Annotated in this window: 13 protein-coding genes; 2 read left to right on the top strand and 11 right to left on the bottom strand. The window is 67.1% G+C overall.

Going from position 1 to position 11,603, the window contains the following annotated elements; all coding sequences use genetic code 11:
* Positions 1-11 precede the first annotated feature (11 nt).
* From SriyCCGPB3_RS09555 to SriyCCGPB3_RS09545, 3 genes are all read right to left on the bottom strand, one after another.
* Positions 12-146, bottom strand: coding sequence for a hypothetical protein (locus tag SriyCCGPB3_RS09555; RefSeq protein ID WP_005413160.1), 135 nt, complete (start codon positions 144-146; stop codon positions 12-14).
* 138 nt (positions 147-284) lie between these two features.
* On the bottom strand, positions 285-1,235 hold the full coding sequence (locus SriyCCGPB3_RS09550; protein WP_164161434.1) for a DMT family transporter: 951 nt from the start codon (positions 1,233-1,235) through the stop codon (positions 285-287).
* A gap of 209 nt (positions 1,236-1,444) precedes the next feature.
* Positions 1,445-2,143: a helix-turn-helix domain-containing protein gene (locus tag SriyCCGPB3_RS09545; protein WP_350260219.1), complete on the bottom strand. Its 699-nt coding sequence runs from the start codon at positions 2,141-2,143 to the stop codon at positions 1,445-1,447.
* Positions 2,144-2,224: 81 nt separating this feature from the next.
* Here SriyCCGPB3_RS09545 and SriyCCGPB3_RS09540 point away from each other — a divergent pair, with 81 nt between their 5' ends.
* Positions 2,225-3,004, top strand: coding sequence for a DUF6491 family protein (locus SriyCCGPB3_RS09540; RefSeq protein ID WP_350260218.1), 780 nt, complete (start codon positions 2,225-2,227; stop codon positions 3,002-3,004).
* On the opposite strand, the gene SriyCCGPB3_RS09535 is transcribed toward SriyCCGPB3_RS09540, so the two are convergent.
* The 3 genes from SriyCCGPB3_RS09535 to SriyCCGPB3_RS09525 all read right to left on the bottom strand — a co-directional run bounded on the left by SriyCCGPB3_RS09535 (position 3,001) and on the right by SriyCCGPB3_RS09525 (position 4,968).
* Complete coding sequence (locus SriyCCGPB3_RS09535; protein ID WP_350260217.1) at positions 3,001-4,053, bottom strand: linear amide C-N hydrolase; 1,053 nt, start codon at positions 4,051-4,053, stop codon at positions 3,001-3,003. The two genes, SriyCCGPB3_RS09540 and SriyCCGPB3_RS09535, sit on opposite strands and share 4 nt — an antisense overlap.
* Before the next feature lie 67 nt (positions 4,054-4,120).
* Positions 4,121-4,534, bottom strand: coding sequence for a DUF6691 family protein (locus SriyCCGPB3_RS09530; RefSeq protein WP_350260216.1), 414 nt, complete (start codon positions 4,532-4,534; stop codon positions 4,121-4,123).
* The gene (locus tag SriyCCGPB3_RS09525) at positions 4,531-4,968 is read right to left on the bottom strand and encodes a YeeE/YedE family protein (protein WP_153854934.1); all 438 of its coding nucleotides are present in this window, start codon (positions 4,966-4,968) and stop codon (positions 4,531-4,533) included. The genes SriyCCGPB3_RS09530 and SriyCCGPB3_RS09525 overlap by 4 nt, the downstream gene beginning before the upstream one ends.
* A gap of 86 nt (positions 4,969-5,054) precedes the next feature.
* Between SriyCCGPB3_RS09525 and SriyCCGPB3_RS09520 the strand changes: the two genes are divergently transcribed.
* A complete protein-coding gene (locus SriyCCGPB3_RS09520; protein WP_153854935.1) occupies positions 5,055-5,375 on the top strand; it encodes an ArsR/SmtB family transcription factor in 321 nt (106 codons plus the stop codon).
* A gap of 3 nt (positions 5,376-5,378) precedes the next feature.
* Here SriyCCGPB3_RS09520 and SriyCCGPB3_RS09515 read toward each other — a convergent pair whose 3' ends face one another.
* The 5 genes from SriyCCGPB3_RS09515 to SriyCCGPB3_RS09495 form a co-directional block, all read right to left on the bottom strand.
* The gene (locus tag SriyCCGPB3_RS09515; protein ID WP_110712112.1) at positions 5,379-5,807 is read right to left on the bottom strand and encodes a BLUF domain-containing protein; all 429 of its coding nucleotides are present in this window, start codon (positions 5,805-5,807) and stop codon (positions 5,379-5,381) included.
* An 83-nt stretch (positions 5,808-5,890) separates the two neighbouring features.
* A complete protein-coding gene (locus SriyCCGPB3_RS09510) occupies positions 5,891-7,024 on the bottom strand; it encodes a hybrid sensor histidine kinase/response regulator (RefSeq protein ID WP_350260215.1) in 1,134 nt (377 codons plus the stop codon).
* Entirely contained in the window at positions 7,021-7,596 is a 576-nt protein-coding gene (locus SriyCCGPB3_RS09505) for a chemotaxis protein CheB (protein ID WP_110712110.1), read from the bottom strand. Before SriyCCGPB3_RS09505 ends, SriyCCGPB3_RS09510 begins: the two co-directional genes overlap by 4 nt.
* Positions 7,596-8,420: a CheR family methyltransferase gene (locus SriyCCGPB3_RS09500; RefSeq protein ID WP_350260214.1), complete on the bottom strand. Its 825-nt coding sequence runs from the start codon at positions 8,418-8,420 to the stop codon at positions 7,596-7,598. Before SriyCCGPB3_RS09500 ends, SriyCCGPB3_RS09505 begins: the two co-directional genes overlap by 1 nt.
* A complete protein-coding gene (locus tag SriyCCGPB3_RS09495) occupies positions 8,417-11,527 on the bottom strand; it encodes a response regulator (protein WP_350260213.1) in 3,111 nt (1,036 codons plus the stop codon). Before SriyCCGPB3_RS09495 ends, SriyCCGPB3_RS09500 begins: the two co-directional genes overlap by 4 nt.
* Positions 11,528-11,603: the final 76 nt, after the last annotated feature.

Here is an 11,603-nt window from a genome sequence, read left to right as displayed (position 1 = left end):
GTTTTCGGGAGTTACACGAAGACGACGGGCCGCACCAGGGCAGTGGTGACGGTGGTGGTGGTAATGGTGGTGGTGGCGACCGGCGCAGTCGAACGGCCCGCGGTGGCGGGGGCGATCAGGCTGGCGTGGGCGGCATCAAGAACCATGACGCACAGAAAACACCGTGCGCCGGGCCGCTGTCAAGTGCTGCGATGCAAAAAATCGTTGCCGCGATCATCGGCCAACGTGCCGGCATTTGGTTGCATCTGAGACCAAGCGGCCATCAGTACGCTTGACGGCCGCATTCAGCCGGCATGTTCGGCGATCGCCCGTGGCGTGCGATGCGCATGCGCGCACAGCATCACGCCGGCCACCAGGAACACGATCGCCAGCGCTTCCAGCAGCGAGGGCCACCGCCGCTGCCAGGCAAAGGCATACAGCAGCGCGAACAGGGTTTCGAACACGATCATCTGCCCGGTCAGGGTCAACGGCAGCAGGCGGCTGGCGCGGTTCCAGAACGCGTTGCCGAGGATCGAGGCCACCACAGCCACGCCCGCGCTGATCGCCCAAAAGCCCCCCCACTGTGCCGCCGTGTGGGTGCCGCTGTGGCCGATGAAGGCCATCGGTACCAGCAGCAGGGCCAGGCCGCCGGTGGTGACGCCGGTCAGCAACGACCAGTCGTGGCTGGACAGGTCCGGTCGGCGTGCCAGCCAACGACTGTTGCCGATCGAGTACAGCGCCCACGAGAACAGCGCGCCGAATGCACAGAGCAGGCCGATCAGGCGCTGCCGCCACGGAGTTGCCAGATGCTCGGACATCAGTGCTTCCCAGCCAACCAGTGCCACGCCCAGCACGCACAGCCCCAGTGCCGGCAGCAGCTGCTTCAGCGGTACAGCGCCCTGCTCGCGCACACCGACCAGGGTCACCACTACCGGAATCAAGCCGACGATCAAGGACGCCGCCGCACCGCCGGCCCACTGCACCGCCGTCGCCAGCAGCAGGAAATACACCAGGTTCCCGGCCAGGCTCAGCCACAGCAGGCCGATCCACTCGGCGCGGCCGAGCCGTGGCGCCAACCGCTTCCAGCGTGGCAGCAGCAGGGCTACGGCGATCAGGCCGTAGACCAGATAGCGACCGGCGGACAGTTGCAGGGCATTGAACGACTGCAGTACGGCGGGCGCGAGGAAAACCACGCCCCACAGTGCGCCAGCGGCAACGCCATTGGCGATGCCCAGGGCCATCGGGTTGTTGCGCATTCGGGTTCTTCGGGGGAGAGAACAGGCCGCGCAGTGTAAGCGCTGGCCGCTCGGCGCTCTTGACCGAGGCTACTGCCCTGGCCGGCCGCGCGTATGGGAAGCCGAGCATGGGCTCGGCTCTACAGGACACCGGCGCTTGTAGCGTCGAGCCATGCTCGACTGATTTTGCACCGACCATCCCGCGAACGGCAGTCGAGCGTGGCTCGACGCTACAGTCCGGCGCTCCTGCGCCACGCGGCCGGGGTCTGCCCACACTCACGGCGCAGCGCGCGGGTCAGTGCGCTCTGCTCGGAATAGCCTGCGGCCAGCGCGATATCACTGATCGGCGCTGTGCTGGTGCGCAGCTGGTGCTTGGCCCAACGCAACCGGCTTGCACTGAGCCACGCCTGCGGGCTGAGCCCGAACTCACGCTGGAACAGCGCGTGCAACCGGCTCTCGCTGACCCCGACGGACGCGGCCATGCGCGCCACCGGCCACGCCTGGCCCGGATCGGCCTGCACCGCTGCACACAGTCCCTGCATGCGCGCGCCACTGCCGGCCGGTGCAAATACCTGCAGCAGCTGCGGCAGCAGGGCCGGCATCGACTGCCCTGCCTGCACCTCGGCCAGGCCGCGGCGCAGCGCCAGCGGCAGGTGCAGCCAGCGCTGCCGGCACAGATGCTCCTGCGTGCCGTCATCAAGCACGCCCGGAGGACAATCAACGATCACGAAACCGTTCGGGCCATCGGCCATCTGGTCATGCGCTTCGCCGGCCGCGACGAAAACCCCCTGCAGCAGGTCGAGGCGACCACCGCGGCCTTCCATCTCGAAGTGCAGTTCGCCCTGCAGCGGCAGCACCCACTGCGCGTAGTCATGGCGGTCCAGGCCGGTGGCCTGGCCGTAGTGCCGCAGGTGGAAGATGGCGCCCATCCGGGCAGTGTGCGCGTGTAACAACGGCCGTGCAAACCGCTGCTATAGTCGATCCGTCATCCAACGCAGGGAGTGCAGGACATGACCCATCGGCAGGTGTCACTGGTGCTCGCCAGCAGCCTCGGCCTGGTGCTCGCAGCTTCGGTCTCCGCACAGGAGCGTACGCCCCCGGCCCCACACTGCATGGACGCGGTCGGCGTGCGGGAAGTGGAGCAGGCATCACCGCGCTCGATCGCACTGCGCGCCGCCTCCGGCCAGGCCTATCGGATCGACTTCAACGAAGATTGTCCCGGCGTCCGCGGTGCCACCTCGCTGAAACTGGAAGCCCCCGCCGGCTGGGCCTGCGGTCGTCCCAGCGAACGCGTCGTGGTCGACGGCCGCCGCTGCGGCATCAGCGCGGTCACCCCGCTGCAGGATCGCGACTACGCCAGCGTCGCCCGCGACAGCGACCGCCTGCGCACGGCCACCCTGCCCGCCGTGACCATCCGCGAGCGCAAGGAAATCCGCCGCAGCTTCGGCGGCTCGCCGTCGTACTGCTTCGCCACCCGCAACGTCCGCGCGTGGTCGTCCGACCCGCAGGGCGTGCTGGTGGAGACCAACCCGCGCCGCAATGGCGGCCACCGCTACTACCGGGTCGAACTCGGCAGCCACTGCCGCCAGCTCGACCGTGCGCCGCAGCTGAGCTTCCACTCGGGCCTGCAGAACGGCCTGATCTGTGGCAATCCCGGCGATCGGATCATGACTGCCGAGTTCGAGACAGACGATCTGCGCGGTGAAAGCATCGCCCCGCTGCCGCAGTACACCCGCGGCAGCTGCGCGATCCAGGCGGTCTACCCGGCCTCCAGCCAGGCGTCGAACTAACCGTCGACGCCGAGGAAGGTGAACGGTGCACTGGGCACGAAGTGACCCAGCGCATCGCCTGCAAAGGTGTTGCGCTGGTCCTTGCCAAGGTCGAGCTTGAGCACCTGGCCGCCGAAATCGACCTTGTTCAGATCGACCCAGAAGGTGTTCGGGGTCAACGCCGACTCGAAGAAGTACAGCCGCCGCTTGTGGTCGGCCACGGTGCGCCAGCGCGTGGATGAGATGTTCGGCTCACCCGGCGTGGTGATGCCATACGGCACCGACGCGTTGCGGATCACGCTGAACACACTGGCCAGGGCCTCCACCGGGTCTTCGGCCTTGGGAATGGCGTTGATGTAGAACGAGGCGCGCGCGAAACGATCAGCGGAGCGATTGGTGCCCGGCAGCATCACCGTGCCACCGATCTGCTGCCAGTAACTGTTGAGGGCCAGCTGCTGCTCGAAGATCGGCGAGTTGGTCATCACCTGATAGCGCCGGTCATGGTGGATCACCTGGCGACCGCCGATGTACTCGACGATGGCGCTGTCGCCGGTGGCATCGGACAGCGACAGGTGCAGCGTCGCCTGGCGGTCTTCGCCCGGCACCTTGTCGGTGACGATCGAGTACGGTTCACGCTTGAGCGCCGCGACCGCCTCATCCACGGTGGCGAAATTGTCCAGCACATACTGCGCCCACAGCGAGATCGCCAGTCCCGGCTTGTTGCCTCGCTGCTGCGGATACTCCGATTCCACCAGCCACAGCAGGTTTGCCACCAGGCCCTTTTCGTTCATGCCATCGGTGCTCGACACGTCGTAGCCGGTGGCCACCACGCTGCCGTAGCGCGCAGTCCAGGCCAGCGACTTCGGACCGGCCAGGCCGGTACGTGCGATGCCACGCGGCAACACGTAGAGGTTGGTCGCCACATCGACCTTCCAGTCCATCGAGCGCGCGGTGATCACATCGCCGTTGTCGCCCCGATACACCGCACGCGTGCAGGCCAGTGCCGGCGTGATCGCAGATGCCAGCGCCATGGCCAGCATTGCCTTTCCCTTCCACTTCATCCGTGCCATGTCGTTACGCTCCTTTCCCCGTGGTCCGTCGATCTGACCCGATCCATGGTGACACAGGGGTGAAGCCTCAGTGCACGAAGCGATCGTGCAACCAGAAGCCCACCACCATGGCAGGCACGAACCACAGCGCTTCACGCGATGCGACAGCCAGCCCGGCGATGGCCGGTCCGGGGCAGTAACCAGCCCAACCCCAGCCGACACCGAACAGTGCTGCACCCAGCAGCAGGCGCGCATCGACATCACGTGCGCTGGGTAGCTGGAAGCGCAGCGCGAACCAGGGCTGCGTGCGTCGCAGCACCCAACGCTGCCCGACGGCACTGACCAGCAGTGCCGAGCCCAGCACCCACATCAACGTCGGATCAAAATCACCGGCCACATCGAGGAAGCCGAGTACGCGACGCGCGTCGGTCATCCCCGAAAACGCCAGTCCCGCACCGAACAGCGCACCTGCCATAGCGGCGGCTACGACCGCGCGGCTCATGCCAGGCCTCCGCCGTGACGGACCAGGAAGGTGGTCAGCATCGCGCAGGCCATGAACACCAGCACTGCCAGCAGCGAGCGCTTCGAGCCGCGGGCCATGCCACAGACGCCATGACCACTGGTACAACCACTGCCCAGGCGCGTGCCGAAGCCCACCAGCAGGCCGGCGCCGATCAGCTGCCAGGCGGGCAAGGCATCGCGTAGCAGCACGCGTGGCGAGGCTTCGGGCAGCGACTGCCACCACAGTGCCATCCCCGCTGCTGCGAGGAGACCCAGCAGGAATGCCCAGCGCCAGCCGCGCTCACCTTTCGCTGCACGCAGGCTGCCCGCAGCGATCCCGCTGATACCCGCCACGCGCCCGACAGTGGCGAGCAGCAACACCGCGGCGGCGCCGATCAGCGCACCGCCAGCCACCGCAGTCCATGGCAGGTTCATGCCCTGCCCTCTTTTGCGCCGCTCATGGGATTGCCCTTTGATTTAGATTTATCTAAATTAGACACTTCTAAACAAAAAGGTCAACCATGGCCCGCACCCCGCTCGACAGCGCCGCCATGGCCGAACACGCCGCCGAGGCTGCAACGCTGCTTAAGAGCCTGGCCCATCCTGCGCGGCTGCGCGTGCTGTGCCGCCTGGTCGAAGGTGAGGCACCGGTGCCGGAACTGCAGGCACTGACCGGCCTCAGCGCATCAGCCCTGTCACAGCATCTGGCGGTGCTGCGCCAACTGGATATCGTCGCGACGCGTCGCGAAGCGCAGGCAATCCACTACCGCGTGATTGAAGGGCCCGCACTGGGCGTGCTGCAGGCGCTGCATGCCGCCTACTGCGGCAGTGCCTCGCGCTGAATCTCAACCGGCATTCAGCGCCGGCTGCACCACCTGGTCGAGCAGGTCCACCGGCGTGGGGGCCGATCGGTCGCCCTGCAGGGCACGGGTGAACCCCGACCAGTCGCTGGAAGACAGCTGGCGCAGCAGCGTTGCATCCACCGGCAACGCGCGCATCGACCAGTACGGAAACTGGCGCTGACCGAGACGGCCACGCGCAAGCTCAATGATGTCGATGTGGCTGCCGGCCTGCAGGATGCGCTCGTAGACCGAGTCGATACCGTCCGGCGGTCCCTCGATGTACTGCAGGAAACGATCGCCATCATGCAGCAGTACACCGGTCACACCGGCCAGCTTGTTGAAGCGTGCCGCGTCTTCGACCAGCGCCTGCAGCCGTTCGACGGAGAGCTCCGGCAGCGCCCGGCTGACGTAGGCGATGGCACGCAATGGCATGGTGCTTCCTTGGATGGGTGTGAACGCACGGTAGCAGTTGCGGACGAGCCCGTCTCAATACACCCGCGCACTTCCTGAAGAATTCAGGTTGCGACCGCGCCGGCTCCATCCCATCGACGCGGCAGGACCGCCTCGAACACCACCTGCCCGGCCTCGTTGCGTGCGCCGATACAACCGCCATGGGCGCGGACGAACTGATCCACGATGTACAGGCCCAGACCCAGGCCTTTGCTCTGGTGGAAGCTGGCCTTGAACGGCTCGAACAGCCGCGGCAGCAGCGCGTCATCGATGTGGCCGGCATTGCTTACCCGCAGCACGACGGTGCGGGCGTCATTTCCATCCAGCTGCACCAGCGCTTCGCTGCCATGGGTCAACGCGTTGCCCACCAGGTTGGCCACGATCTGGCCCAGGCGATCCATATCGCCCTGCAGCCGGGTATCGCCGACGACGTCCAGGCGGATGCGTTCATGGCCATGGGCACTGCCCGCTTCGGCGATCACCGCGTGAGTGACCTCGCGCAGGTCACAGGCGGTCGCCTGCAGTCGCAGGCCGCCGCTGCGGATACGCGAGAAGTCCAGCAACTGCTCCACCATCCGCGCCATGCGCAGGGTGCTGGCCTCCAGGAACTGCAGCGTCTGCTGTGCCCCCGTATTGTCCTCCGGCAGCTCCAGCGCCAGCTTGTCCGCACACAGCAGGATGGCCGACAGCGGCGTACGCAGGTCGTGGGTCAGCACGGCGGCCATCGTCTCGTTGAGCTTGAGCGCGCGTTCCAGCGCCTCGTTGCGCGCCTTCAGCAGCTGCCGCTGCTGGTACAGCTCGATGAAGACATTGACCTTGCTCAGGATCACCTGCGGCGCCACCGGCTTGTGCAGGAAGTCGACCGCGCCGGTTTCGTAACCCTTGAACGCACGCAGCGGATCGTCCGGCGAGGCGGTCAGGAAGATGATCGGCACCGTGCGGCTGCGATGCGAACCGCGCATCAGCTCGGCCAGGGTGAAGCCATCGATCTCCGGCATGTGCACGTCCAGCAGGGCCAGTGCAACCTCGTGCTCGAGCAGCAGCTCAAGCGCCTGCGCGCCGGAACCGGCCAGCAGCAGATTCACGCCCTCGCGCTGCAGCAGCGCCTGCATGGCCACCAGGTTCTGCGGCACGTCATCGACGATCAGCAGGTTGACCGGGGACTGCGACTGCGCAGGGTCCGGTGGCAACAGGTTCATGCAAACAACTCCTTCAGGCGACGACACATCAGTTCAAGGGGCAGCACGGCATCGGCACCGGCGCGCTGCAGGGCGGAGGCCGGCATCATCGATGCCTCGGCCTCCTCGGGACATTGCAGCCAGGCACGGCCACCGGCGGCGCGTACTGCGGCCACGCCTTCACTGCCATCGCTGCTGGCACCGGTCAGCAGCAGCGCCAGTACCTGCGCACCGAACACCGCGGCGGCCGATTCGAACAGCGGGTCGATGGCCGGGCGCGAGAACAGCACCGGCGCATCCACCGAGAGCGCCACCGAGCCGGCATCCTCCACCAGCAGGTGGTAATCCGGAGGCGCGAACGTCACCGTGCCCGGCTGCAGCGGTTGCTTGTCCTCCGCCTCGCGCACCGGCAGCGCGCAGTACGGCGCCAGCACCTCGGCAATGCGGCTGGTGCGATCACGCGGCAGGTGCAGCACGGCCAGCACCGGCGCCGGCAGCCGGGCCGGAAGTGCACCCAGCACCGCCTGCAGCGCGGCAACACCTCCTGCGGAGGCGCCGACCACCACCACCGCAGGGCGAGACTGCACCGCCATCAGGAAATCTTCCGGTACACGCGGTGCTCGCGCGAGCAGACCTCGAAGGCATCGTGGTGGCGCCCGAACTGCAGCGACTCCTTGCTGCCGAGGCCCAGGAATCCGCGATGTACCAGCGCTTCACGGAACAGGCCCACCGCGCGGTCCTGCAGGTCGCGGTTGAAATAGATCAGCACGTTGCGGCACGACACCAGGTGCACTTCGGAGAACACGGTATCGGTGGCGAGGCTGTGGTCGGCGAACACCACGTTGCGACGCAGCTGACGGTCGAACACCGCGCCGTCGTAGGCCGTGGCGTAATAGTCGGACAGTGACGCCGTGCCACCGGCCGCCAGATAGTTGCGGCTGAACTGCGCCATCCGATCGATGCCGTAGGCCCCTGCTTCGGCAGTGGCCAGCGCCGCCGGGTTGATGTCGGTGGCATAGAGGATGCTGCGTTCAAGCAAGCCCTCCTCGTGCAGCAGGATCGCCAGCGACCACACTTCTTCGCCGGTGCTGCAGCCAGCCACCCACAGTTTCACCGATGGATAGGTGCGCAGCACCGGTACCACCTGCTCGCGCAGCTCACGGAAGTACGCGGGGTCACGGAACATCTCCGAGACCTGCACGGTGAAGAACTGCATCGCCTGCGCGAACAGCTCCGGCTCGTGCAGCAGGCGATGCTGCAGGTCGACCAGGCGCTCGCACTCGTAGCGCTGCATGGCCTGGCGGATGCGTCGCCGCAGCGACGACACCGCATAGCTGCGGAAGTCGTAGTGGTAGCGCTGGTACAGCGCCTCCAGCAGGACCTTCAGTTCCAGGTCGAACAGCGCCTGTTCATTCATTGCCGCGAGCACCAGACCCGGCACAGCGAAACCAGTTTGTCGACGTCGATGGGCTTGGCGATGTAGTCGTTGGCGCCGGCCTGCAGGCAACGCTCACGGTCGTCCGGCATCGCCTTGGCGGTCAACGCGATGATCGGCAGGTCCTGCAGATGCCGCTGCGCACGGATCTCACGCATCGCTGCCAGGCCATCCTTCTCCGGCATCATGATGTCCATCAGCACCAGGTCGACCTCGCGTTCGGTCAGGCGATCCACCGCTTCCTGGCCGTTGCGTGCGATCTCCAGGGTCACGCCCAGCGGCTCAAGCACGCTGGACAACGCGAAGATGTTGCGCACATCGTCCTCGGCCAGCAGCACGGTCCGGCCGTCGAGCACGGTGTCGCGACGGCGGGCCTCGCGCAGCAGGCGCTGCTGGTCGCTCGGCAGGCTGGCCTCGACGCTGTGCAGGAACAGGGTCACTTCGTCCAGCAGGCGCTCGGGCGAGCGCGCGCCCTTGATGATGATGCTCTTGGAGTAGCGGCGCAGGCGCTGCTCTTCCTCGCGGCTGAGCGCGCGGCCGGTGTAGACGATCACCGGCGGGAAGCCGACGTCATCGTTGCCGGCCATGTGCTCGAGCAGGTCGTAGCCACTGCCATCCGGCAGCGACAGGTCCATCACCATGCAGTCGAAGGTGACCGTACTGAGCTGTTCCAGCGCACCGGCCAGGGTGCCCACTGCGACGATCTGCAGCTGCTCGCGGCCCAGCAGCAGTTCCAGGTTGTGGCGCAGCTCGCTGTCGTCCTCGACGATCAGCAGGCGCCGCACGTCGCGCTGGCTGGTCTGTTCCAGCTGCTCGATGGCCGTCACCAGCCGCTCGCGCGTGGTCGGCTTGATCGCAAAACCAATCGCGCCCAGCTCGCGCGCCACCTGGCTGCGATCCATCGCCGAAACCACGTGCACCGGGATATGCCGGGTATCGGGGTTGCGCTTCAGGCGCTCCAGCACGCTCAGGCCGGACACGTCGGGCAGGCCGATATCCAACAGGATGCCGTTCGGGCGCAGCTCGCTGGCCAGGGTCAGTGCCTCTTCGGCGGTCCCGGCCACCACGCAGTCGAAATCCAGTTCATGCGCCAGGGCCACCAGCGCTTCGGCGAACGTGGCGTCGTCTTCCACTGCCAGGATCAGGCGCCCGGCACGCTGGCGGCGGCCACGGTCATCGGCCACGTTGGCGGTGACCGGCGCCACGGATGCAACGGTCGGTGCGACAGCGGCGCGCGCAGCGATCGGCGGCGCAGGCTGCGGCGCAGGCGCTATTGAGGCGGCGGCAGGCACTTCGCCCGGTTCCGAAACCGGCGCGCCCTGCAACGGCAGTTCCAGCATGAAGCAGCTGCCACGACCCGGTTCACTGTCGACCTGGATGCTGCCACCCATGCGCTCGGCGAGGTCGCGCGAGATCGACAGGCCCAGGCCGGTGCCACCGTAGCGGCGGCGGGTGCTGCCATCGGCCTGGCGGAAGGCTTCGAAGATGACCTGCAGCTGCTCGCGGGCAATGCCGATACCGCTGTCGCAGACCTCGAAACGGATGCGTCCTTGACCGCCCGCACGCACGTGCAGGCTGACCTTGCCATGCTCGGTGAACTTCACCGCATTGGCCAGCAGGTTCTTCAGGATCTGCTGCAGGCGCTGGCTGTCGACCACCAGCTGGCTCGGCGCCAGCGCATCGGCCTCGATCTGCAGGGCCAGGCCCTTCTGGCGCGCCATCGGTTCGAACGTCTCACGCAGGCGTTGCAGCACGCTGTCCACCACCACCACTTCGTCCGCCAGCTCGACGTGGCCGGCCTCGATGCGCGAAAGGTCCAGGATGTCGTTGATCAGCGCCAGCAGATCGTTGTTGGACGACAGGATCGCGCGCGCATACTTCACCTGTTCTTCGGTGAGCGTGCCGTCCTTGTTGTCGGCCAGCAGCTTGGCCAGGATCAGCGAGCTGTTCAGCGGCGTGCGCAGTTCATGCGACATGTTGGCCAGGAACTCGGACTTGTAGCGCGAGGTGGCGGCCAGTTCGTTGCTGTTGCGCACCAGCTGGCTCTGCGCGACCAGCAGCGCCTGCTTCTGCGCCTCCAGCTCGTGGGTACGCTCCTCCAGCTGGACGTTGCTCTGTTCCAGCTCGGCCTGCTGTTCTTCCAGATGGGCCTGCGAGTGCTGCAGGCTGCGGCTCTGCTCCTCCAGCTCCTCGTTGGCAACGCGCAACTCTTCCTGCTGGGCCTGCAGCTCCTCACCCTGGCGCTGCGATTCCTCCAGCAGCACCACCAGCTGTGCACGCAGCAACGAGGCCCTCAGGGCCATGCCGATGGTCTCGGCGCAACGCTCCAGCAACTCACGATCCAGCTCGCGCTGCTCGCCCACCCGCGCACGGCCCAGTTCAATCACACCAACCACCGCGCCGTCACTGCTGATCGGCGCCAGGATACGTTCGCGCACCGGCAGCCGGCCCAGGCTGGTCTGCAGTTCAAGCATCACTGCGTCATCGCCATGCAGGTGACGCACGCGTTCATCACGGGCCACCTGCCCGGCCAACCCCTCCTGCAACGCCAGCGACGCCGGCATGCCGGCCGGCAACGCCAGGCCACCGGTCAGCTGCAGTCGCCCGCCTTCCAGGCGGTAGACGGCGGCGACGTCGGCCTGCAGCTGGGCCCCCAGGCTGGTCGCGGCCGCCTCGGCGATCTGCTCCGGGCCCAGGTCGCCCCGCAGGCTCATCGCCACCGCGTTCTCGGCCTCCTGCAGCCACAGTGCACGCATCGCCTCACGCCGTGCCTGGATGGCACGGGAAACGATCAGCGCGATCATCAGGAAGGCGCAGCCACCGATGCTGCGATTGACGAACGAGAACGACGAGTTGTTGCTGGCTGGCGCCACGTTGAAGCCAATCGCCAGCAGAACACAGGCGATCACCGCGACCACGAACGGCGCCCGCGCACTGCGCTGGAACACCGTCACGCCCACGGCCAGGAAATAGGCCAGCCACACTGCGTAGCCCAACGGCACCACCAGCTCCAGCGCGATGGTCGCCGCCAGCAGTACGGCGGAGGTCATCCAGATCCAGCGGTCACGCGTGGTCGCACCAGGACGCATGCAGGTCGGTTCCAGAGGCAAAGGGTGGGTGATGGTACTCCGTGTCGCATTCAGCCGCACAGGACCTATGGCACGT

Source organism: Stenotrophomonas riyadhensis (assembly GCF_040256885.1).
In the GTDB taxonomy this organism is placed as follows: Bacteria; Pseudomonadota; Gammaproteobacteria; order Xanthomonadales; family Xanthomonadaceae; genus Stenotrophomonas; species Stenotrophomonas riyadhensis.
This window is presented reverse-complemented; position numbering and strand designations above follow the sequence as displayed.